The sequence below is a fragment of the Pseudomonas sp. FeN3W genome, from assembly GCA_030263805.2.
GTDB classification, from domain to species: Bacteria; Pseudomonadota; Gammaproteobacteria; order Pseudomonadales; family Pseudomonadaceae; genus Stutzerimonas; species Stutzerimonas stutzeri_G.
Window position 1 is genome coordinate 850935 of the sequence record CP136010.1, and the last position, 23425, is coordinate 874359.

The 23425-nt window shown below is 61.7% G+C and carries 22 protein-coding genes and 2 tRNA genes; 16 read left to right on the forward strand and 8 right to left on the reverse strand.

The genetic code is table 11. The features are described 5' to 3' along the window. Window positions 1-66 precede the first annotated feature (66 nt). The 4 genes from asd to leuC form a co-directional block, all read right to left on the reverse strand. Window positions 67-1179: an aspartate-semialdehyde dehydrogenase gene (asd, locus tag P5704_003785; protein WOF79630.1), complete on the reverse strand. Its 1113-nt coding sequence runs from the start codon at window positions 1177-1179 to the stop codon at window positions 67-69. 54 nt (window positions 1180-1233) lie between these two features. Continuing rightward, entirely contained in the window at window positions 1234-2316 is a 1083-nt protein-coding gene (leuB, locus tag P5704_003790) for a 3-isopropylmalate dehydrogenase (protein ID WOF79631.1), read from the reverse strand. Window positions 2317-2410: 94 nt separating this feature from the next. Further along, the gene (gene leuD / locus P5704_003795; GenBank protein WOF79632.1) at window positions 2411-3058 is read right to left on the reverse strand and encodes a 3-isopropylmalate dehydratase small subunit; all 648 of its coding nucleotides are present in this window, start codon (window positions 3056-3058) and stop codon (window positions 2411-2413) included. A gap of 11 nt (window positions 3059-3069) precedes the next feature. Next, a complete protein-coding gene (gene leuC, locus P5704_003800; protein ID WOF79633.1) occupies window positions 3070-4497 on the reverse strand; it encodes a 3-isopropylmalate dehydratase large subunit in 1428 nt (475 codons plus the stop codon). Between the two features lie 153 nt (window positions 4498-4650). Here leuC and P5704_003805 point away from each other — a divergent pair, with 153 nt between their 5' ends. Further along, complete coding sequence (locus P5704_003805; GenBank protein WOF79634.1) at window positions 4651-5526, forward strand: LysR family transcriptional regulator; 876 nt, start codon at window positions 4651-4653, stop codon at window positions 5524-5526. Window positions 5527-5583: 57 nt separating this feature from the next. Here the strand turns inward: P5704_003805 and P5704_003810 are convergent, their stop codons facing one another. Continuing rightward, on the reverse strand, window positions 5584-6033 hold the full coding sequence (locus P5704_003810; GenBank protein WOF81166.1) for an Hsp20 family protein: 450 nt from the start codon (window positions 6031-6033) through the stop codon (window positions 5584-5586). Window positions 6034-6160: 127 nt separating this feature from the next. On the opposite strand from P5704_003810, the gene P5704_003815 reads away from it, so the two are divergent. Beyond that, window positions 6161-6907, forward strand: coding sequence for an SDR family oxidoreductase (locus P5704_003815; protein WOF79635.1), 747 nt, complete (start codon window positions 6161-6163; stop codon window positions 6905-6907). Between the two features lie 5 nt (window positions 6908-6912). Here P5704_003815 and P5704_003820 read toward each other — a convergent pair whose 3' ends face one another. The 3 genes from P5704_003820 to P5704_003830 all read right to left on the reverse strand — a co-directional run bounded on the left by P5704_003820 (window position 6913) and on the right by P5704_003830 (window position 8667). Next, window positions 6913-7887: a tRNA-dihydrouridine synthase gene (locus tag P5704_003820; GenBank protein ID WOF79636.1), complete on the reverse strand. Its 975-nt coding sequence runs from the start codon at window positions 7885-7887 to the stop codon at window positions 6913-6915. 80 nt (window positions 7888-7967) lie between these two features. After that, the gene (locus tag P5704_003825) at window positions 7968-8267 is read right to left on the reverse strand and encodes a hypothetical protein (GenBank protein WOF79637.1); all 300 of its coding nucleotides are present in this window, start codon (window positions 8265-8267) and stop codon (window positions 7968-7970) included. Window positions 8268-8295: 28 nt separating this feature from the next. Continuing rightward, window positions 8296-8667 (reverse strand): hypothetical protein, encoded by a 372-nt coding sequence (locus tag P5704_003830; protein ID WOF79638.1) that lies wholly within the window; start codon window positions 8665-8667, stop codon window positions 8296-8298. A gap of 100 nt (window positions 8668-8767) precedes the next feature. Between P5704_003830 and P5704_003835 the strand changes: the two genes are divergently transcribed. The 14 genes from P5704_003835 (at window position 8768) to P5704_003900 (ending at window position 23411) form a co-directional block, all read left to right on the forward strand. After that, a complete protein-coding gene (locus P5704_003835) occupies window positions 8768-8950 on the forward strand; it encodes a hypothetical protein (GenBank protein ID WOF79639.1) in 183 nt (60 codons plus the stop codon). A gap of 65 nt (window positions 8951-9015) precedes the next feature. Beyond that, window positions 9016-9092: transfer RNA gene (locus tag P5704_003840), tRNA-Met, on the forward strand. Between the two features lie 169 nt (window positions 9093-9261). Continuing rightward, window positions 9262-9338 (forward strand) — tRNA-Met (locus tag P5704_003845). Between the two features lie 774 nt (window positions 9339-10112). Then, a complete protein-coding gene (locus P5704_003850) occupies window positions 10113-10886 on the forward strand; it encodes a hypothetical protein (protein WOF79640.1) in 774 nt (257 codons plus the stop codon). Window positions 10887-10960: 74 nt separating this feature from the next. Further along, entirely contained in the window at window positions 10961-12163 is a 1203-nt protein-coding gene (locus P5704_003855) for a DegT/DnrJ/EryC1/StrS family aminotransferase (protein ID WOF79641.1), read from the forward strand. Between the two features lie 3 nt (window positions 12164-12166). Beyond that, the gene (locus tag P5704_003860) at window positions 12167-13729 is read left to right on the forward strand and encodes an oligosaccharide flippase family protein (GenBank protein WOF79642.1); all 1563 of its coding nucleotides are present in this window, start codon (window positions 12167-12169) and stop codon (window positions 13727-13729) included. Next, window positions 13698-14630 (forward strand): glycosyltransferase, encoded by a 933-nt coding sequence (locus P5704_003865; protein WOF79643.1) that lies wholly within the window; start codon window positions 13698-13700, stop codon window positions 14628-14630. Before P5704_003860 ends, P5704_003865 begins: the two co-directional genes overlap by 32 nt. A gap of 51 nt (window positions 14631-14681) precedes the next feature. Then, window positions 14682-16892 carry a polysaccharide biosynthesis tyrosine autokinase gene (locus P5704_003870; protein ID WOF79644.1) on the forward strand — a complete coding sequence of 737 codons (2211 nt, stop codon included), beginning with the start codon at window positions 14682-14684 and terminating at the stop codon, window positions 16890-16892. A gap of 22 nt (window positions 16893-16914) precedes the next feature. Then, the gene (locus P5704_003875) at window positions 16915-17658 is read left to right on the forward strand and encodes a WbqC family protein (protein WOF79645.1); all 744 of its coding nucleotides are present in this window, start codon (window positions 16915-16917) and stop codon (window positions 17656-17658) included. A 55-nt stretch (window positions 17659-17713) separates the two neighbouring features. Next, window positions 17714-18223 (forward strand): transcription/translation regulatory transformer protein RfaH, encoded by a 510-nt coding sequence (gene rfaH, locus P5704_003880; GenBank protein ID WOF79646.1) that lies wholly within the window; start codon window positions 17714-17716, stop codon window positions 18221-18223. Between the two features lie 62 nt (window positions 18224-18285). Continuing rightward, window positions 18286-19596 carry a glycosyltransferase family 4 protein gene (locus tag P5704_003885; protein ID WOF79647.1) on the forward strand — a complete coding sequence of 437 codons (1311 nt, stop codon included), beginning with the start codon at window positions 18286-18288 and terminating at the stop codon, window positions 19594-19596. Then, a complete protein-coding gene (locus tag P5704_003890; protein ID WOF79648.1) occupies window positions 19490-20788 on the forward strand; it encodes a hypothetical protein in 1299 nt (432 codons plus the stop codon). Before P5704_003885 ends, P5704_003890 begins: the two co-directional genes overlap by 107 nt. Before the next feature lie 24 nt (window positions 20789-20812). After that, a complete protein-coding gene (locus tag P5704_003895; GenBank protein WOF79649.1) occupies window positions 20813-22126 on the forward strand; it encodes a hypothetical protein in 1314 nt (437 codons plus the stop codon). A 178-nt stretch (window positions 22127-22304) separates the two neighbouring features. Next, entirely contained in the window at window positions 22305-23411 is a 1107-nt protein-coding gene (locus P5704_003900) for a glycosyltransferase family 1 protein (protein ID WOF79650.1), read from the forward strand. Window positions 23412-23425: the final 14 nt, after the last annotated feature.

The window sequence follows — 23425 nt, forward strand, 5'->3', positions numbered from 1 at the left end:
CGGCATATCGCACAAACGAAAACGCCGCGAACAAGTCGCGGCGTCTGGCACTTCATCGAGAGCGCATCAACGCTCTAGAAGGATACGCAGCATGCGCCGCAGCGGCTCCGCGGCGCCCCACAGAAGCTGGTCACCCACGGTGAACGCGCCCAGGTAGTGCGAGCCCATGTTGAGCTTGCGCAGGCGGCCGACCGGCACGCTCAGTGTTCCGGTGACTGCGGCCGGACTCAGCTCCTGCATGCTGGCATCACGATGATTCGGCACCAGCTTGACCCAGGGATTGTGCTGGCTGATCAGCCCTTCGATATCGGAAATCGGCACATCCTTGTTCAGCTTGATGGTCAGCGCCTGGCTGTGGCAACGCATGGCGCCGACGCGCACACAGATGCCGTCAACCGGGATCGGGCTCTTGAAGCGACCGAGGATCTTATTGGTCTCAGCCTGCGCCTTCCATTCTTCGCGGCTCTGTCCGTTCGGCAGCTCCTTGTCGATGTAAGGAATCAGACTGCCGGCCAGCGGCACGCCGAAATTGTCGACAGGAAAAGCCTCACTGCGCTGGGTTTCAGCGACTTTTCGGTCGATATCCAGGATGGCGCTGGCGGGATTGGCCAGGTCATCGGCTACAGCCGCATTGATGGCACCCATCTGCTTGATCAGCTCGCGCATGTTCTGCGCGCCGGCGCCGGAGGCTGCCTGATAGGTCATCGCGCTCATCCATTCCACCAGACCAGCCTCGAACAGCCCGCCAAGGCCCATCAGCGCCAGGCTGACCGTGCAATTGCCGCCGATGTAGTTCTTGGTGCCGGCATCCAGTTGCTGGTCGATCACGCGACGGTTCACCGGATCGAGCACGATCACCGCATCGTCCTGCATGCGCAGAGAGGAAGCCGCATCGATCCAGTAGCCCTGCCAGCCAGCTTCACGCAGCTTGGGGAACACTTCATTGGTGTAGTCGCCACCCTGACAGGTCAGGATCACATCGAGGCCTTTCAACTCGTCGATGCTGTAGGCGTCCTTCAGCGCAGCGGTTTCCTTGCCAATATCGGGGCCTTGGCCGCCAACGTTGGAAGTGGTGAAGAACACGGGCTCGATGAGGTCGAAATCCCGCTCTTCCAGCATCCGCTGCATGAGCACGGAACCGACCATACCGCGCCAACCGATCAGACCTACACGTTTCATCGCAACTACACCTATAGAAAAAGTGGCCCGCGCAGATTAAGGCGGGCCAGAAGATTACAACTTCGCGAGGGCCGCGACTACTGCGTCGCCCATCGCCTGAGTGCCGACTCTGGTACAGCCTTCGGACCAGATGTCACCGGTACGCAGGCCCTGATCCAGCACATCGCTGACCGCCTGCTCGATGGCGTCGGCTGCCGCCACCTGATTGAAGCTGTAACGCAGCATCATCGAAACGGACAGGATGGTCGCCAACGGATTGGCGATGCCCTGGCCAGCGATATCCGGCGCTGAACCGTGGCATGGCTCGTACATGCCCTTGTTGTCCGCATCCAGCGAGGCGGACGGCAGCATGCCGATGGAACCAGTCAGCATCGATGCCTCGTCGGAGAGGATGTCGCCGAACATGTTGTCAGTGACTATCACGTCGAACTGCTTCGGTGCACGCACCAGCTGCATCGCCGCATTGTCAACGTACATGTGGCTGAGCTCAACCTCGGGATAGTCCTTGGCCACTTCCTCGACCACGGCGCGCCACAGCTGACTGGACGCCAGTACGTTGGCCTTGTCCACCGAGCAGAGCTTCTTGTTGCGCACCATCGCCATGTCGAAGCCGACCTTGGCGATGCGACGGATTTCGCTTTCACTGTACGGCAGCGTGTCGTACGCCATGCGCTCACCGTTCTCCAGCACCTTGCTTTCGCGCGGCTTGCCGAAATAAATGCCGCCGGTCAACTCGCGAACGATGAGGATATCCAGACCAGCCACGATCTCAGGCTTCAGCGACGACGCATCGGCCAGTTGCGGGTAGAGCAGTGCCGGACGCAGGTTACCGAACAGCCCCAGCTCGGAGCGAATCTTCAGCAGACCGCGCTCGGGACGAATGGCTGGATCGATCTTGTCCCACTTCGGGCCTCCCACCGCGCCAAGCAGAATGGCATCGGCAGCACGTGCACGCGCAAGGGTTTCGTCCGCCAGCGGCACGCCATACTTGTCGACCGCTGCACCACCCAGCTCGTCATAGCTCAGCTCGAAGTCCAGCTGGAACCTGTCATTGGCCAGCTGCAAAACCTTGACCGCCTCGGCCATGATCTCCGGGCCGATACCGTCACCGGGCAATACCAGAATATTTTTGGACATAACGTTTCCTTCGGAAAAGCTTGAAGCTGAAAGCCAGAAGCTGGAAGCCGAGCGCTGTTACTTCCAGCTTTCGGCTTCCGGCTTCAAGCTCGTGTCATTTGATCGCGCCGAACAGCCATGGCTGGCTCTGCTGGTGACGGGTCTCGAACGCCTTGATCGCGTCCGCGTCTTGCAGCGTCAGGCCGATATCGTCGAGACCGTTGAGCAGGCAGTGCTTGCGGAAGGCATCGACTTCAAAGTCGTACTGCTTGCCGTCCGGGCGTGTCACGACCTGCGCAGCGAGGTCCACGGTCAGCTGGTAGCCTTCGTTGGCTTCGGCCTGTGCGAACAGCTCATCGACTTCCTCTTCCTTCAGCACGATCGGCAGCAGGCCGTTCTTGAAGCTGTTGTTGTAGAAAATGTCGGCAAAGCTCGGCGCGATGATCGTACGGAAACCGTACTCCTCCAGGGCCCACGGCGCGTGCTCGCGGGAGGAGCCGCAGCCGAAGTTCTCACGCGCCAGCAGCACGCTGGCGCCCTGGTAGCGCGGGAAGTTCAGCACGAAGTCCTTGTTCACCGGACGCTGCGAGCAATCCTGATTCGGCTGACCGACGTCCAGGTAGCGCCACTCATCGAACAGATTAGGGCCAAAGCCGGTGCGCTTGATGGACTTGAGAAACTGCTTCGGAATGATCTGATCGGTATCGACGTTGGCACGATCCAGCGGACAGACCAGGCCGGTGTGTTGGGTAAAGGCTTTCATCCGTTATCTCCTCAGGCCTGGACCAGTTCGCGTACATCGATGAAATGGCCGGTTACCGCCGCAGCGGCGGCCATGGCCGGGCTGACCAGGTGTGTGCGTCCACCAGCGCCCTGACGCCCCTCGAAGTTGCGGTTGGAAGTCGAGGCGCAATGCTCGCCGCTGCCCAGCTTGTCGGGGTTCATCGCCAGACACATGGAGCAACCCGGCTCGCGCCACTCGAAGCCAGCCTCGACGAAGATCTTGTCCAACCCTTCAGCCTCGGCCTGCTGCTTCACCAGGCCGGAGCCCGGCACAACCATCGCCTGCTTCACGTTCGCCGCCACCTTGCGCCCTTTGGCGACTTCAGCCGCGGCACGCAGGTCCTCGATCCGCGAGTTGGTGCAGGAACCAATGAACACGCGATCCAGCTTGATATTGGTGATCGGCTGGTTGGCCGCCAGGCCCATGTACTTCAGCGCACGAACGATGGAATCGCGCTTGACCGGGTCGGCTTCGGCGGCGGGGTCCGGCACGCTCTGATCGACAGCCAGCACCATTTCCGGCGAAGTGCCCCAGCTGACCTGCGGCTTGATGTCCTCGGCTTTGAGCTCGACGACGGTGTCGAACACCGCGTCGCCATCGGAGACCAGACCTTTCCACAGCTCGACCGCCTTGTCCCAGTCGTCGCCCTTCGGCGCGAACGGACGCCCTTCGACGTACGCGATGGTTTTTTCATCCACCGCCACCATGCCTACGCGGGCACCGGCTTCGATGGACATGTTGCAGATGGTCATGCGCCCTTCCATGGACAGATCGCGAATCGCGCTGCCGGCGAATTCCAGGGCATGGCCGTTACCGCCAGCGGTGCCGATCTTGCCGATCACAGCCAGCACGATGTCCTTCGCGGTGACGCCGAACGGCAACTTGCCTTCGACGCGCACCTGCATGTTCTTCATCTTCTTGGCGACCAGGCACTGGGTGGCGAGCACATGCTCGACCTCGGAGGTGCCGATGCCGTGGGCCAGCGCGCCGAAGGCGCCGTGGGTGGAGGTATGCGAATCACCGCAAACCACGGTCATGCCGGGCAGTGTCGCGCCCTGCTCCGGGCCGATGACGTGGACGATGCCCTGACGCACGTCGTTCATCTTGAATTCGAGGATGCCGAAATCGTCGCAGTTCTCGTCCAGCGTCTGCACCTGGATGCGCGAGACCTCGTCAGCGATGGCTTCCAGGCCGCCCTGACGCTCGCCCTTGGTGGTCGGCACGTTGTGGTCCGGCGTGGCGATATTGGCGTCGATACGCCATGGCTTGCGATTGGCCAGACGCAGACCTTCGAACGCTTGTGGCGAAGTCACTTCATGCAGGATGTGGCGGTCGATGTAGATCAGCGACGAACCATCGTCGCGACGTTTCACCTCGTGCATTTCCCAGAGCTTGTCGTAGAGCGTCTTGCCGGCCATCGGACTTTTCCTCATCTGCTTTCTATGCGGGGCGAATAGCCCTTGCGCTTATGGGGACGATGCTAAGGACTTGCATTCAATTACTCAAATTCATATTTTTCATCCCAAGCATTCCCTACAGGAATCCGGATCATCACCGGATAGAGATCGTTCATGGACCTGGCCAACCTCAATGCCTTTATCGCCATCGCGGAAACGGGCAGCTTTTCCTTGGCCGCGGAGCGCCTGCATCTGACCCAGCCTGCAGTCAGCAAGCGCATCGCCGCATTGGAATCGCAGCTGGACGTGCGCCTGTTCGACCGGCTCGGCCGCGAGATTGGCCTGACAGAGGCAGGAAGAGCCCTGCTGCCGCGGGCCTATCAGATTTTGAATGTACTGGACGACACCCGCCGCGCCTTGACCAACCTCAACGGCGACATTGGCGGCCGGCTGAGCCTGGCGACCAGCCATCACATCGGCCTGCACCGCCTACCGCCCTTGCTACGCGCGTTCACCCGCGCTTATCCGCAGGTCAGCCTGGATATTCGTTTTCTCGATTCGGAAGTCGCCTACGACGAAGTGCTGCATGGCCGCGCCGAACTGGCGGTCATCACCCTGGCGCCGCAGACTGCCGAGCCGGTCCGGGCAATGAAGGTATGGGACGACCCGCTGGATTTCGTTGTCGCGCCCGAACACCCGCTGGCGGGCAAGGCGGATATTCGTCTGGCCGATGTCGCCGGCCACCCTGCCGTCTTTCCCGGCGGCAACACCTTCACTCACCACATCGCCCAGCGACTGTTCGAGCGTGAGGGCCTGACGCCCAATATCACCATGAGCACCAACTATATGGAAACCATCAAGATGATGGTCTCCATCGGGATCGCCTGGAGCGTACTGCCGCGCAGCATGCTCGACGAACAGGTGGTCAGCCTGCCTCTGCCGGGCATTCAGCTGACCCGGCAACTTGGCTACATCGTGCACAGGGAACGCACCCTGTCCAATGCGGCCAGGGCTTTCATGGCGCTACTGGATGCTGAACGCGGTGACTGACCAGACGAGACAACTACAAGAAAGGGCGCCCTATGGCGCCCTTCTCTTCCTTGCAGATCAACCCTCCAGCGCGGGCCGTTGATCGGCATTGATGGGGATGCGCTTGGGCTTGGCCTCTTCCGGCACCACGCGCACCAGGTCGATGTTGAGCAGGCCACTGTTCAGCGCAGCGCCTTTCACCTCGATGTGGTCGGCTAGCCGGAACGACAACTTGAACGCCCGCTGAGCGATGCCCTGATGCAGATAGGTGACATTCTCGGCCTCGCTTTCGCGCGGCCCGCCACTGATGGTCAGCACGCTGCGCTCGACCTGCAGATCGAGGTCGGACTCCTCGAAGCCGGCGGCTGCGACCACGATTCGATACTGGTCGTCACCGTGCTTCTCGATGTTATAGGGTGGATAAGAGCTGCCGGTTTCGTTGCGCAGGGCGGACTCGAACAGGTCATTGAAACGATCGAAGCCCACGGATTGCCGGAACAGAGGGGCCATGGGGAACGAACTCATGATAAACCTCCTGAAATCAGCGAGTTGAAACAGGCGGGACCCGCCTTCGGCATCCCGCTGAGCCTTAGATAGGAACCGTTCTGCAGATTTCAAGGCGTATGAAACAAGCCTGCCGACAAGAGGTAACACCATGTCCAGAGTCATGCTGATCACAGGTGCCAGTCGCGGTATCGGCGCTGCCACTGCGCGGCTGGCCGCCCACCAGGGCTACGCACTGTGCCTCAACTATCACCAACGCGAAGACGCGGTGAAACAGGTGCTCGAACAGGTCCGCACTGCGGGCGTATCGGCAATTACGGTCAAGGCTGATGTCGCCGACGAGGGTCAGGTGCTGCAGATGTTCGAGATGATTGATCGCGAGTTCGGCCGCCTCGATGTGCTGGTCAACAACGCCGGCATGCTCGAACAACAGATGCGTCTGGAGCAGATGGATGCCGCTCGCTGGATGCGCGTGCTCGGCACCAACGTCATCGGCAGCTTTCTATGCGCCCGCGAGGCGATCAAGCGCATGTCCAATCAGCATGGCGGCCAGGGTGGTTCGATCATCAACCTGTCCTCGATCGCCGCGCGGCTAGGCGCGCCGGGGGAATACATCGACTATGCCGCGGCCAAGGGCGCCATTGACAGCATGACTGTCGGGCTGGCCAAGGAAGTCGCCGGCGAAGGCATTCGGGTCAATGCGGTACGACCCGGCGTGATCGATACCGAGATTCACGCCAGCGGTGGCGAGCCGGATCGCATCGAGCGGGTCAAGGCAAGCGTGCCCATGGGGCGCGGCGGGAAAGCCGAGGAAGTTGCCGAAGCCATACTCTGGCTCGCCAGTGAGCACGCCAGCTATACCACCGGCGCGTTGCTAGACGTCAGCGGCGGACGCTGATCGGCCTAACCCAGCGCCGCCACCGGAATTCCGACGGTATCGACGCCGAGCATCGCGTCGATCCGCGCGCAATCATTCTCCCGGCGCAGTGCGGCGAACAGCGCCACCGCCTCGGGGTAGTTGCGCGTAAGCAAGGCCAGCCACTGCTTCAGTCTGCCGGGCGCATAGCGTGGTGCGATCTTGCCCCGCGCCTGCTGCCAGAAGTCCACCAGCGTGGGTTGAAACTCTGCCCAGCTCATCTCGGCGATGCCTTGCCCCTGTTCAGCGGCGGCGATCTGCCGTGCCAGGTCTGGCCGCGAAACCAGGCCGCGGCCCAGCATAATATTCTCCGCACCGCTGACTTCTCGACAGCGACGCCAGTCTTCCAGCGACCAGATATCGCCATTGGCGTACACCGGCACCGCGACCACTTCCTGCACGCGAGCCACCCATTCCCAATGCGCCGGCGGCTTGTAGCCTTCGACCTTCGTTCGCGCATGCACCACCAACTGACCCGCCCCGCCGTCCACCAGCGCCCGAGCGCAATCGAGTGCACCGTCCGGGCTGTCGAAACCCAGGCGCATCTTGGCGGTGACCGGGATGTGCGCCGGCACAGTTCGCCGTACCTCACAGAGGATGGCGTGCAGCAAATCAGGCTCCCTGAGCAGGATGGCCCCACCGCGCGATTTATTTACCGTCTTGGCCGGGCAGCCGAAATTCAGATCGATAGCAGGCGCACCCAGTGAGCAGGCATAGGCAGCGTTATCAGCCAGACAGGCAGGATCGGAGCCCAGTAATTGAACGCGCACAGCGGTTCCGGCGCGAGTAATGGCGCCAGTCTGCAATTCGGGTGCAAGTTTGCGAAAGCTGCTTTGCGGCAGCAGACGATCAGAGACTCGGATGAACTCGGTGACGCACCAGTCCACCCCACCCATCCGAGTCAGAACGTCGCGAAGGATTTCGTCGACCAGCCCCTCCATGGGCGCCAAAGCGATCTGCATACCAGGCCAATAGATGTTGAAAGGTTGGGCATTGTACGGATGCCCGACCGCTTTATGAATGTTGCGTGGCCGGTAGCGGGCTATTCTTCGATGGTCCCACCAATGGTGTCGGTGCCCGTGGTAGCACCCATGCCGCCTGTGGTTCCGGTATTACCCGTTCCCATGGTACCCAGGTCACTGCCCTGCTGCGCCTTGTGGTCCCGACTGTCGTGGCCTTCCGACTTTTCCCTGTGCTGGTCGGAACGCTCGCTCGATTCAACTGAGCTTTCGTTTGCAGCTCCCGGACGACGAGTGTCATCGGCGTTCTCCGCCGAACCGGCGTACGCCCCCGCAGAACCCGCCAGAAGCAATACTGTTACCGCTGTGAGTGCCCGATTCATGGCTACCTCCTATCGATGAACGACTGCGTTAATCACTACGTCTTTCCAATTTGGGACGGCGACGGTGCTCCATGTCAGTCTCATTGCCACCATGGCCGGGTTCGGCCGTGTCGTCGTACTGCTCCGCCGCTGGCTTCTTGGAGGATGCGTCACCTGCCTCAGACTGACCCTGGTCATCCTCCAGATAGTCGATACCGTCGCCAATGCCCATCGAGCCATTGCCGGCGGCGCCGCGATCCGCCGCGCCCGTGTTCTGAGCCAACGGGATATCAGCGAACGGTAATTCCAGATCCTGCGCGCTGACTGTTGAAGCAAGCGCTGCAACCAGCACACCAAGCTGAATACGCATGTCCGACACCTCCGCATCATCCACTTGATACTTGGGCAGCGGCGATTCCAACGAGTGCGCCGGCGAGCGACCGATGGCATGCCGGAACCGCTTTCAGCGAGCGGGGTAACAACCACAAGGACGAATATTGGATTCAAAGAGGAAGCTCCAGATGGAACCTGCGCTGATACTCCTGATGATGATCCTGGGTTGGCTGTCGGTAGCGCTCTCCATGCTCTGGGGCATGACGAGGATCGCTCGTCGCCATCACCCGCCGCAGGCTCGCCCGGCAATCAAACAGTGTCTGCCACACCAGCCAGCAGCTCCCGGCACCCTGCCCTCATGGCACGCCTGACCGGTATTTCCATTTGATTTCAAATAAACCCGTGACAGCCGCGTTTAAAGCTGTAGAATGCGCGTCGCGGGATGGAGCAGTCTGGTAGCTCGTCGGGCTCATAACCCGAAGGTCGTCGGTTCAAATCCGGCTCCCGCAACCAATTTAAAAGGCCACTCAGATGAGTGGCCTTTTTTTGTGCGCGCAAAACTCTGAGGCGCTCGTGTTGGCACCAGACCTCGCATGAATCGCTAACCTTTTGAATGAAATACGCTTTTTTCCTTCCTTTTGATTGACATCGAGTAATCGGGCTGTAGAATGCGCCCCACAGACGCGGGATGGAGCAGTCTGGTAGCTCGTCGGGCTCATAACCCGAAGGTCGTCGGTTCAAATCCGGCTCCCGCAACCAAATCACGAAAAGGCCACTCAGACGAGTGGCCTTTTTCGTTTGCGCGTCTTTTCTGTCACGTACAGACAAGCGCCCCCCTCTTTCGGCCAGTCAGCCGCGTCTTGTAACAACGGGTCCGTAGAATTAACTCTTTATCCGAAGCTAATTACCACATTCGCTATAACCATTCATGATAGCCCTAGGCCAGCCCGCGTCAAAAACAAAACTCTTTTCAACTCAATAAGTTGGCTCTCCTAAACACCTCGCGACCCCCATCCGCAACTTTTTTTTGGCTCCCTGGCTTGACTTGGTTCACGTTATGACGGATATGTAGTCGCAACAGGGAGCAATACGTTGCAGACCAGTTTAAGACCAACTGGACAGGTCAAGTTTTGCGGCGCAAGAGTTAAATCCCCTGCCTGATTAGTATCGCTTTTAGTAAAGCGATGCAGGCTCGTTCGCCACAAGCATTGAGAGAATCGGGGCTCGCAGAGTGCCCGGAGTGCGGTAGCCATGCCCGATTCTTTCAAAGCCGCACGCGGACGCTACCGATCGCAGATGACGGGGAATTACGTATAAGTTATTCAACTCGACATATAAACAAGTCGATGGCGGTAGCTTTGTCTAATAAAAAATATTCTAGATCGGTATTAACTTTTGCCACAGGCTAAAACCTACTGCCCAGGCATTACGCCGTAATTCTTTATTTCCACTCAGAACGCCGACCAGCAGCGGCGCGCAGTAGCTGCGGTTCGACAAACCGTTTCGCCTCGCCTTTGCGCAGGGAGAACTACAGTGTCAACAATCTTTTATGGAACGGAAGATCAGGACAAGGCATTGATTGCGCGGGATATCAATCAGAATGGCTACGCCTGCATACCCGGCTACTTGAACAATCTGCAACTAACTCAACTGCGCGAGCAGGTTCACGAGCAGGCTCGACAGCATCATGGTGAATATTTTGCTCATCATGACGGTGAACAGGTAGCGGGCTCGTTACTTGCCACGTTGAGTAGCGCGCCGGAGTTCCAGTCGCTGCTGGACGACGTTTACCAGCTCGGCGCGGGCAAGGCGGCGCCAAGCAAGCGCATCTACCTGGTGATGCGATGCGTGCAGGGGCAGACAGGACGCAAGGAGTCGAACTGCTTCCACTACGACGCTTCGCTGGTTACGGCACTGCTGCCGGTGGAAATCCCGCAGGACGGCGACCAGCGCGGCGACCTGCTGGTGTTTCCCAACCTGCGCAAGCTTCGCAAGTACGTGCTGGTCAACGTGGTGGAGAAAGCACTGCTGCAGAACAAGTTGAGCCGCAAACTGATTAGCCGCGCGATAGGCCTCGGGCTGCTAAAGCCGCAGCGCCTGCAGCTGGTTCCAGGCAATCTCTACCTGTTCTGGGGCTACCGATCCCTGCATGCCAACGAACCTTGTGATCCGGCGCAGCTGCGCGCTACCGCGATCTTCCACTACGGCGATCCCCACGCCGGCAGCCTGATGACCCGAATGATCCTCAGACACAACCAACGCAGGGCACGGCGGGCTAGCGCGATCGGCGCGCATCAACCTGTCTGAGCGCCCATCTGTAGCACCCAGCGATAACCCCCGAATGCATTCGGGGGCGGCTGAGCTTCGATAAGGAAATCACCATGATCAACGTGACCAAGTCGTACATGGGCAGCAAAAACAAGTTCAAGGCTTACATCGACAGGATCTACAACACCGGCTGGCTCACCAACAACGGACCGTTAGTGACTGCGCTCGAGCAACGGCTGAAGGACTACCTCGGGGTGAGGAACATCATCCTCACCAACAACGGCACCATCGCGCTGCAGATTGCCTATCGAGCGCTGGGATTGACCGGCAGCGCCATCACCACCCCCTTCAGCTTCGTTGCCACCACCAGCTCGCTGCAATGGGAAGGCATCAAGCCGATCTTCGCCGACATCGATCCGGCGACCTGGAATCTGGACCCGGAAAAGATCGAGCGAAATATCCAGCCCAACACCTCCGCCATCGTCGCGACGCACGTATTCGGCAATCCTTGCGATGTCGAACGCATCGAGCAGATCGCGCGCAAGAACAATCTGAGGGTCGTCTACGACGGCGCCCATGCGTTCGGCGTTCGTCACAAGGGGCGGTCGGTCTACGACTGGGGCGATATCAGCACGCTGAGCTTCCATGCGACCAAGCTGTTTCACACCATCGAGGGTGGCGCCATCGTCACCAACGACGACGCGCTGGCCGATCGCATCCGTCTGCTCTGCAACTTCGGCATCGTCGACACCGACCAGATCGAAGGCATCGGCATCAACGCCAAGCTCAACGAGTTCTCTGCCGCGATGGGCATGTGCGTACTCGACGACATCGAGCTGATTTTCGAATGCCGGGCGGAGATCGGCCATCGCTACGAGCGGCGCCTCGGCGAGCATTTCGAGCTGCAACGACCGCAGCCCGAATCCCAGTGCAACTACAGCTATTTTCCTGTTGCCCTTGCCGACGAAAGCCAGCTGCTGCGCTGCCGCTCGCAACTGAACGAGAACGGCATCAACCCCCGCCGCTACTTCTACCCCTCGCTGGACACGCTCGACCATCTGCAGCCGCAGGTACCACAACCACGCTCGCGAGCGTTGAGTCGCAAGGTCCTGTGCCTGCCGATCTATCCCGGGCTGCCGCGCAAGGTGCAGGAGAAGGTCATGCAGACGTTGATCCAGGAGGCAATCCACAGCGAGCAGTCGAGCCGCACGCTGTTCCAGCCCCTTGCCGAAGCGTTCGGGCTGTTCAACGCCGCGGAGCGCCTGCCGGGCGCCGACTACCCGCGCATGCCCCTGACATCCGGAGGCCAGCAATAACCCATGTCAGATCCCAAGCGGTTATCGGTGATCCGCAACACCAGCCTGAACTACCTCGGGCAGGCGTATGCCCTGCTTGTCGGCATTATGATCCTGCCGTTCTACCTGAAGCACCTCGGCGCCGAAGCCTACGGCCTGATTGGTTTCTTCGCGGTGCTCCAGGCCTGGTTGCAGTTACTCGATGCCGGGATGTCGCCTGCACTGGTCCGACAGGTCGCGCAGTACCGCGGGCAGGGCGACCTGTCCGCCGCGCCCGGCCCCGCCGGGCGCCTTCTGCGCTCGTTCGAGCTGCTGTTGCTACCGATTGCGCTGGCGACCTGCGTGGCGATCTACCTGAGCAGCGGCTGGATCGCTGGAACCTGGCTGCAGGCCCGCGAATTGGGTACCGGCACCATCATGCAATGCATCAGCCTGATGGGCCTGATGGTCGGGCTGAGGCTCTATGCAACCCTGTACAAAAGCGGACTGCAGGGCGTCGAGCTGCACGGCTGGCTGAACGCAGCGAACGTACTGATCGCTACCCTGCGTTACTTCGGTGGCCTGATTCTGGTCGCCCTCGTGTCGCAAGATCCGCTGGACTTCTTCCTGTTCCAGACGGCCGTCGCCCTGGTGGAAACGCTCGCCTTCGCCAGCAAGGCTTATGTGCAACTGGCCAGCCCACGTTTGCTCACCGGCATCGACTGGCGCGTGGTCAAGCCGGTGCTGCCATTTGCCGGCGGCATGTTCTTCACCTCGCTGCTGTGGATCGTGCTGACCCAGCTGGACAAAGTGCTGCTTTCCAAGGTGCTGCTGCTCAAGGAGTACGGCTACTTCTCGCTGGTGGCGCTGATCACCACCGGCATCATGACTCTGACCAACCCCTTGGTGCAGACGCTGTTGCCGCGCATGACCATGCTCGTGGCCGAAGGGCGAATCGCCGAGATGGAGCGGCTGTACCTGAACGCCACCCGCTTCGTCTGCAGCGTGCTGTTTCCCATCGCTGCGGTGATCGCCTGGCACGGTCAGGCGCTGATCTACGCCTGGACTGGCGATGCTGCCGCTGCCCAATGGAGCGAACGAATGCTGTTCTGGTACGTGCCGGGCAGCGCACTGATGGCGGTCGGTGCCTTCCAGTTCTACCTGCAGTACGCCTACGGCCAGCTGCGCCTGCACATCTGGTACAGCGTGGTTTCCACCGCCATCAGCATGCCGATCGTGATCTACGCAGCGCTTGCCCACGGTGCCTACGGTGCCGCACTGGCGTGGTTCTTCCTGCGCCTGGCGACCTTCGTGATCTGGCCACCGGTGGTGCACCGGCGCTTTGCTCCGGGCCTGCAGGGCGTCTGGGCACGAGACATGTTGCGGATTACCGCCGCGACCGTGATCGGCGTGGCACTGGGCGAGCCGCTGTTCCTGCTGATCGTCAGCGACAACCGCTTCGACATTCTGATCGCGCTGGCCGTAAGCGGGTTCATCTGCCTGCTGCTGGTCGCGGCGACCTCGAAATCACTGCTACTCAAGCTTCATCTACTCATCACCAAGCGAGCATCCAAAAATGGAATTGAAGAGCGAGCAAGCCTTGATTGAACGTTGGGGCGGCAAGACCGAACCGCTGCTGAGCGTCGTCTGCCTGGCCTACAACCACGCATCTTTTATAAGGAAGGCGCTGGAGAGCTTCCTCCAGCAGGAAACGGATTTCCCTTTCGAGGTGATCGTCCACGACGACGCCTCGACTGACACCACCGCCGCGATCATCGCCGACTACGCGGCGCGCTACCCCAGCATCATCAAGCCGATCTACCAGACGCAGAATCAGTTCAGCCTCGGCGTGCCATTCAGCACGCGGCTGTTCGCCCGTGCGGGGGGCAAATACATCGCCTATTGCGAAGGCGACGACTACTGGACCGATCCGACCAAGCTGCAGCAGCAGGTGGACTTTCTCGAGCAGCATCGTGACTACGTGATCACCTATCACGATGCGTTCATGTTCAACAGCCAGGGCATCATCCAGAGCCCGCAGCTGACCGGAAAGCTGCGCAAGGACGCCACTGCGCTGGAACTGATGCAGGGCCGTCCGCTGTCGACGCTGACGGTGTGCTTTCGCAACCTGATTCAGGAACTTCCGCCGGAACTGCTCGGCGTGAAAGTGCTGGATATCTGCTGGTGGTCGCTGCTCGGCGCCTACGGCAAAGGCAAGTTCATGGAAGGCATCAGCCCCGCCGCCTACCGGGTGCACGAGGGTGGCATCTTCTCCATGCAGCCGAGCCGGCAGCGCATCCAGATGGCCATGCACGCCCACTATTCGCTGGCAAGCTATTACAACCGCATCGGCAACAACGCGCTCTACGAGTACTTCCTGATCCAGGTGTTCGGCGAGTGCCTGTCGCTGATCTCGCCGTTCAGCAAGATTCAGGCGCTTTCAACCATCGCCCAGAACATCAGCCTCAACCTGCTGCGCCGGTTGAGCCCACGGCTGGCCAGGAGCTGATCAGCCCGACCCCGCTTCTTTGCAAAAACGCACCATGAGGAAGGATTCCCAATGACTGCCTTGACCCGCTCTTCGCTGGAATATGACGCGGACAACCGCATCGACCTCGCCGGAATAATGCGCACCGCCTACGATCACAAGGCGCTGATCATCACCATTACCGGCTTTTTCGCTGCACTGGGCGTGCTCTATGCCCTGATCGCCACGCCGATCTACCAGGCGACCGCGATGATCCAGATCGAACCGAAAAAAGCCGCGATCACCGGCGTGCCGGAAATATCGGCCCGGCCGGATTCGGTGTCCCAGGCGGTCACTGAAATCTCCCTGCTCAAATCCCGCGCCGTGCTCGGCAGAGCCGTCGAGGAGCTAAAGCTCTACATCGTCGCCAAACCCCATCACTTCCCGGTGTTCGGCGCCTTCATGGCGCGCAAGCATGACCCGGCGACTGATGGCGCGCTGGCCACCCCGCTGTTCGGCTTGACCGGCTATGCGTGGGGTGGGGAAAAGCTCGAAGTATTCCAGCTCGATGTGCCCGAAGCGTATCTGGGCGTGGAGCTGACGTTGATCGCCGGCACGGCCGGCAGCTTCACGCTGCATGACGACGAGCAGCAGCTGATTCTGCGCGGCCAGGTCAATGAAGCTGTGGAGAACCAGGGCTTCAAGGTGCAGATCGCCCAGCTGGAAGCGCGTCCTGGCACCGAATTCCAACTAGTCAGGAACCGCCCGCAGACCACCGCGCTGGATTACCAGAACCGCTTGAAGGTCGGCGAGGCCGGTAAGGATTCCGGGATCATCTACATGTCCCTGGAAGACCCGGACCCGCAGCTGGCCAGCCATGTGCTGGACGAGATCAGCCGGCTGTACGTCAGCCAGAACATCCAGCGCAGCTCGGCAGAAGCGGCCCAGCGCCTGGACTTCCTGCGCTCGCAACTACCTCAGGTGCGCAAGGAGCTGGAGAAGGCCGAAGCCGCGCTGAATGCCTACCAGACCAGCTCCAAGTCGGTGGATATCAGCATCGAGACCAAGGGCGTGCTCGACCAGATCGTCGCGCTGGAAACGCAGATATCCGAACTGTCGCTCAAGCGCGTGGAGTACGACCGCCTCTATACCCGCGAGCACCCGACCTATCGCACGCTGATCACCCAGATGAACGAGCTGCAGGCGCAAAAGGCGCAGCTACTGAAGAAGGTCGACGCCCTCCCCATGACGCAGCAGGAGTTGCTGCGCCTCCAACGTGACATGGAAGTCACGACCCAGACCTACACGCTGCTGATGAACCAGGCACAGGAGCAAGACATCCTTCGCGCCGGCACCATCGGCAACGTGCGCATCATCGACAACGCCTACTCGATGATCGAGAAGCCGTCGAAACCGGTCAAACCGCTGGTGGTGGCCATCGCAATCTTCGTCGGCCTGCTCGTCTCGGCGGCAGTCATCCTGCTGCGCCAGGCCTTCTACCGCGGTGTGGAAAGCCCGGACGTGATCGAGAAGCTTGGCGTACCGGTCTATGCCGGCCTGCCCTACAGCGCCTCTCAGGATCAGCTCAATCGCAGCCGCAAGAGCCGCGACGGCAAGACCCGACTGCTCAGCCTCACCGAACCGACCGATCTGGCGGTCGAATCGCTACGCAGCCTGCGTACCAGCCTCAAGTTCGCCATGCTCGAGGCGCGCAACAAGGTGCTGATGATCACCAGCCCGACCCCTTCGGTTGGCAAGTCGTTCGTGTCCAGCAACCTTGCTGCGGTGATCGCGCAGACCGGCCAGCGCGTGCTGCTGATCGATGCCGACATGCGCCGCGGCTACCTGCATACCCTGTTCGGCATGGCACCGCGTCACGGGCTGTCGGACGCGCTGGCCAGTGGCCTGAACCTGGCGGAAATCACCAACCGCACCGAGCAGAAAAACCTGCACTTCATCTCCGCCGGGTTCTCCGCGCCGAATCCGTCCGAACTGCTGATGCACGACAACTTCTCCCGCCTGCTGCGTGAAGCGGAAAAGCTCTACGACTTCATCATCATCGATACGCCGCCGGTGCTCGCGGTGACCGACGCCGTACTGGTCGCCCAGCAGTCGGGCACCAACCTGTTGGTGGCCCGCTTCGGCCTCAGCACCAGCTCGCAGATCGATGCATCCAAGCGGCGGCTCGCGCAAAACGGCGTGCTGCTCAAGGGCGTGATCCTCAATGCCGTGAAGCGCAAGGCCTCGACCTCGCCGTACGACAGCGGCGCCTACGGTTATTACACCTACACCCAGCAAGCCTGATCGCCAGACAAGGAGGTGCACCGTGCTCAGAACCGTCTCGATGATGCAGCCCTACCTATTTCCGTACCTGGGCTACTTTCAGTTGATCGCGCTCAGCGACGTATTCGTGCTGGGTGACGACCTGCAATTCGTCAGGGGCTCCTGGATGAACCGCAACCGGATTCTCGTCAATGGCCAACCCAAGCTCATCAGCTTTCCGCTGAAGAAGGGCCATCAGACCGAGCGCATCAACCAGCGCTGGCTCTGCGACGACTTCGACAAGGAAGCCGCGGGGTTGATGCTGACCCTCGAGCGTTGCTACGCCAAGGCACCCCAGCGCGATGCGGTGCTGCCGCTGATCCGCAGCATCCTGCAATGCCCGGAGCGCAATCTGGCGCTGTTCACCGAAAACTCCCTGCGCTGCCTCTGTGCTTACCTGAACATCCGCACACCGATCTACCGCGGCTCCAGCCTCGATTTGCCAGCGAAGATGGACATGCAGGACCGGGTCATCCAGATCACCCACCGGATGGACGGCGAGCTCTACCTCAACCCCATCGGCGGCATGGAGCTGTACTGCCCTGCCCGCTTCCGCGCCGACGGCCTGCTGTTGCGCTTCCTGCGCATGGATGAGGTCACCTACACGCAGCTCAAGCATCCGTTCGTGCCGTCGCTGTCGATCATCGACGTGCTGATGTTCAACAGCCGCGAAGAGATCAAGGAATTGCTGCAGCGCGTCAGCGTGGTCGAGGGACAGGAAAAAAGGGCAACGCTGACACTGGCGTGACGACATTCCGCCTGCCATCGGGATTCGGGCAGGCCAATCAGGGAAGGACATCCCCATGACACCGAGCATTACCGCACGCTGGTACCTGATACAGACCAAGCCACGCCAGGAAGCCCGCGCCGAGGAGCACCTGCTGCGCCAGCACTTCGAGTGCTACCGCCCGCTCAAGGCGCCTGCGCCCCTGCGCGGCTCACAGGGGACCAAGTCCGGCGAGGCGCTGTTTCCGGGCTACCTGTTCATCCGCCTCGATTGCATTCACGACAACTGGTACCCGATCCGCTCCACCCGTGGTGTCAGCCGCGTAGTTAGCTTCGGCGGCCAGCCGACGCCGGTACGCGACGAGCTGATCGAACAGTTGCGACAGCGCCTGGCCCAGCCGCAGACCATGGCGGCGGCGCCGTTCTCACCCGGCGAACGGGTCCAGGTCAGCGGGGGCAGTTTCAGCGACATCGAGGCGATCTTCGTCAGCAGCGATGGCGAAGAACGCTCCGTCATCCTGCTCAACCTGCTGCAGCGTGAGCAGAAGGTCCGGGTACCCACCCGTTATCTCCAGTGCTACCCCTGAGCCAGGCGAGTGCCCGTAGGGCCATGCGAGCAGCCTGACAGGTTCAATCAGCGAGCCAACCGATGAAGATCCTATTCCTCAATGCGTTCTACACCCCGCATGTCGGCGGCGGCGCAGAAGTCATCCTCCGGCACCTGGCCGAAGGGTTGCAGCGGCGTGGTTGTGAGGTGGCAGTGCTGGCGACCGGCCCGGATGCCGGGCTGAACATGCAGATTCAGGACGGTGTGCGGGTCTATCGCGCCAACCTGGCGAACAGCTACTGGCATTACACCCAGCAGCGCCCGAGTCGCGTCGCCCGCCTCGGCTGGCACTACCGCGACCGCTACAACCGCGACATGCGCTGTCACGTGTGCGAGGTGATCGCGCGGGAGCAGCCGGATATCGTGGTCTGCAACAACCTCACCGGCTGGTCGATTTCCGCCTGGGACGAAATCACCGCCGCCGGCTTGCCGATCGTCCAGGTGCTGCACGACCTGTACCTGCTCTGCCCGAAGGACACCATGTTCAACCACGGCAAGAGCTGCCAGCGCCAGTGCGGTATGTGTTCGGTGTTCCGTCTCCGCCACGCCGGCGCCTCAGCGCAGGTGACCACAGTGATCGGCGTCAGCCACTTCGTGCTCGAACGCATCACCGCACAGGGCTATTTCAGTGGCGCGCGCCAGCATGTAGTGCACAACTGCACGCCGGCCAACCCCGGTCAGGGCAGCAAGCCCAGGCAGCGCAGCAACCATCCACTGCGCTTCGGCTATATCGGCACGCTGTCGGAGAACAAGGGCGTCGGCTGGCTGATCGAGCAGTTCCAGCGGCTGGACATCGATGCGCGGCTGGATATCGCCGGGCGCGGCAAGCTGGACTACGAAGCCAGGCTGAAGGCCATGGCCGATCCGAAAAAGGTCAGCTTTCTCGGCTACTGCGACAGCGACGAGTTCATGCAGAGCATCGACGTGCTGGTGGTGCCGTCGCTGTGGGGCGAGCCGTTCGGCCTGGTGGCCGTCGAAGGTTGCGCCAACAACCTGCCGGTGATCGCCAGCAACATGGGCGGGCTGCCGGAGATCATCCGCGATGAATGCAACGGCCTGCTCTGCTCGCCCGATGATCCCGACTCACTCGGCATCGCCATGCTCTGGCTCTACATCGACGGCGCACTGCGGCAGCGGCTCGCCAGCCAGGCACGGGCCAGCGTGCTGCCGCTGCTGGATATGGAACGCATGCTGGATCAATACCAGACCATCCTGCGTGAAACACTTCAGGGAACGAGAATCCACCATGAACCAGAGCCTGCTGATTACCCCGCGGCGACGCGACTCGAATCCGTTGGCCTTCGACAAGCCGACATTGTTGACGCTGGTCGTCGCCTCGCTGCTGCTGACTGAAACCTTCTCCGGCGCCCTGCGCTACTACTTCGACATGGCCGGAGTCTCCTGGCTGCTGTACCTGCCCAAGGTTGCCTGCCTGATCGCACTGGGCCTGGAGCTGTTGCGATACCGTGGCTGGCCGGCGTTCTGGCTGGTGCTGCTGGGACTTGTCACGTCCACCCAGCTGGCGCTGATGCATGGCGCGGAGCTGGCCAACATCGGTTTCAGCCTGTTCATCTACATTCCACTGCTGTTCGGCCTGATCTGCGGCCGGCATGTGGAACTGCGCCTAGGGCTGCTGCGGCGAATCATCGGCTTCTGCCTGATCGCCTCATTCGTCGGCATCGCCCTGGATCTGATGACCAGCGTGCCGTGGAAGGGCTACAGCTACATGGTCGGCGAGGTGGAACTGAGCGCCAACCGCTCCTGGGCGTTCGACGACATCGACCGCATCGGCGGCTTCGCCCGTATGTCCACCGCGCTGTCGGTGATGATCGCCATCTACAGCCTGTTCCTCGCCGCATTCACACGCTCGCGACTGCTGCGGGTACTGCTCTACATCGCCGCGCTGGTCGGCATCGTGCTGACCACCAACAAATCCACCGCGGCGGCCTATGTGCTGACCCTGCTGATGCTGATCGTCACGGCCTACCGCTTCGCCAGCGCCACGGCCTTTCTCGTCGCCGTGCTGGTCGGCCTGATGCTGCCGATGCTCAGTCTGGTGCTCAGCCTGGACCCCAACGCCGCCAACAACGGCTCGCTGCTGGCCTCGTTCGCCGACCGCCTGATCAACAGCTGGCCGAACTTCATCGAGGTCATCACCCGTGAGGGATGGGGCTGGTGGGGCGCAGGATTCGGTGCGGTGGGCAGCGCAGGACAGGTCTATCCCGTACCGGGCCTCGAGCTGCTGAGCGTTGCCGACAATACCGCGCTGTACCTGTGGGGGATGCTTGGCGTGTTCGGTGTGCTGCTCTATCTGCTGATCTTTCCGCTCATGCTGCGCCTGCATGAACGGGGCTCGCGACTGCGTAGCGCGCTGCTGCCGATCGTCTTCTGCATGTGCCTGGTGGCCTGGGCCACGGATGTTCTGGAGGTGTCCATCGCCACGCTGTTCCTGGGCCTGGCGATCTCCCATGTGCTGACCCCGGCCCGCGCCCCGAGCAGCAACCTGGCGGCGCAACGGCTGCCCGAGTTGCGGCACCTGACCTGAGACCTACCTTCACGGATGATCCACATGACGAAGCGCTCTACCCCGCTCAACGCCCTGCTGCTGGGCGGCTTGCTTGGCCTTGCCCCGTTTGCGTCGGCCCAGACCACCGAGGAGCCTTTCGTGGTCGGCGTCTGTGCCCATGAACTGCACAAGGGCGATCCCAGCGGCCGCGCCTACGCGATGATGCGCGATGCCGGCATCACGTCCGTGCGTACCGACGCCCACTGGGCCTATGTCGAGCGCCGGCCCGGACAATTGAAGATCGAGCCATCCTGGCACCGGTACCTGAAGGCGACCGCCGCTCACGGACTGAGCACCCAGTTCATCCTCGGCTACGGCAACTCGCACTACGGCGGAGGTGAAAAGCCCCGCAGCGAGCCGGTCAGGGCGGCGTTCAACCGCTATGTCGAGTTCATCACCGAAGAACTGAAAGGCCAGGTCGCCTATTACGAGATCTGGAACGAATGGGACGTCGAGGACCCGCGCGACCCCAAGTTCACCCAGGATTACGCACGGCTGATCGCCGATGCATCCGGGATCATCCGCCAGCGCGCGCCCAACGCCAAGGTGCTCGCCGGCGCCGTGACCAGCCAGGGCATCGACTCAGGTTTCGCCCTGCGTCTGCTGGAGAACGGCCTGATGCAATCGGTCGACGGCCTGTCGTTGCACCCCTACGTGCACTGCCGTGGCTGGCGACGCAACACACCGGAGGCCTGGATCGAATGGATGAGCGAGGTCGACAAGGACCTGACCCGCGCCGCCGGACGTCCAGTACCGCTCTACCTGACGGAGATGGCCTGGCCCGCCCATCAGGGCGCATGCGGCATCGATGAAAGCCTGCAGGCGGCCTACCTTGCCCGCGCTTTCTTCCTGGCCAAGACGCTGCCCAGCATCAAGGGCATGTGGTGGTACGACTTCCGCAACGATGGCACCGACAAGACCGAACGCGAGCACAACTTCGGCCTGGTGCGGCAGGACTTCACCCTCAAGCCGGCCTATTCGGTGCTCGCCTCCATCAGCCAGATCGTCAGCCAGTACAACTTTACGAACCGCGAAGAAAAAACCCCGAGCGACGTGGTGATGCTGCGATTCGCCCGCGACGACGATGAGTTGATGGTGGCCTGGAGCACCGGCAAGCCGAGGACCGTGGAACTGCAGAATGCCAATGGCTCGGCAGGCCAGGTGGCGATGATCGATACCGCCCAGCCCCAGCACGGGCGGGTGGTCACCAGCACCGAGTGGAGATGCTCCGGCAAAGGCCAAGCCTGCAGCACCAGGGTGGAGCTCGATGGATTTCCGAAAATCATCAGCATGCGCGCGGTACAGAACGACGGTTGAGCCCTGTCGTGACATGCGCTGACCGCACGCCCCGAACGTCCAGGCGCAACGCAACCGCAGCAGCACTCGCCGGCGAGCCCGACTGAACCGACGCACCGCTTCGCGAGCCGCCACCGACAGACCGTCACCGCTTGCCAGCGGTCGGCGGCGCACACCATCCCCGCAAGGAGAGCCCTACATGATCGCCATCAACGCCCGTTTCCTGACTCAGGAAACCCGCGGTGTGCAACGTTTTGCCGAACAGGTCTGCCTGGAGCTTGCCGCCATGCGCAAGGACCTGACATTCATTGCGCCGGACGACATCCGCATGCACGCCAGCGCCGAGCGCCTGCAGGTGCGGCGCATCGGCCGCAACCACGGGCATCTGTGGGAACAGCTGGACCTGCCTCTGTGGCTGGCGCGCCATGGCTATCCGCCGCTGGTATCACTGTGCAACACGGCACCGCTGATCTACCGCAACCAGATCGCCACCCATCACGACATCACCTACGTGCGCCATCCGGAGAGCTATTCGCGCGCCTTCCGCAGCGTCTACAAGGGGCTCACGCCGCTGCTGCTCAAGCGCATCAAGGCACTGATCACCGTCAGCGACTTCTCACGCAAGGAAATCGCCCGCTACTACGGCTACCCGAGCGAGAAGATCTGCGTCGTCCCCAATGCGGTGGCGGCCAAGTTCCATCCGCCGAGTGGCGCGGATCGCAGCGGCAATGCCAGGCCATACGTGCTGGCGGTGTCCTCCCCGAACGCGCACAAGAACTTCGCGCGGATGGTCGCGGCCTTCCTCAGCCTGGAAGGCTTCGATGACGTGGAACTGCACATCGTCGGCGACTCGCACTCGGTCTTCTCAGGCTCCACTTCCAGCATTGATGGCAATCCACGCGTACGCATTCTCGGCCGGCTGAACGACGATCAGCTGGTGCGCGAATACCAGGGCGCCACCGCCTTCGTGTTCCCTTCGCTCTACGAAGGCTTCGGCATTCCGCCGCTGGAGGCCCAGGCCTGCGGGTGTCCGGTGATCGCCGCCCGGGCCGCGTCGATACCCGAAGTGCTCGGCGAGAGCGTGCTCTATTTCGAGCCCCTGAACATCGAGGACATTGCCCGCTGCATGCGCCACGTGCTGCAGGACGCGCGCCTGCGCGATGACCTGCGCACCCTCGGCCTGGCCAACGTCGAGCGCTACTCCTGGAAGCGCTCGGCGCAAACCGTGTCGCAGCTGATCGACAAGGCACTGATGGGCAAGCCCAGCCCGCCGTCCTTTATCGCCTGGTCATCGGACCGCCCCTGATGCCCGACGAATGC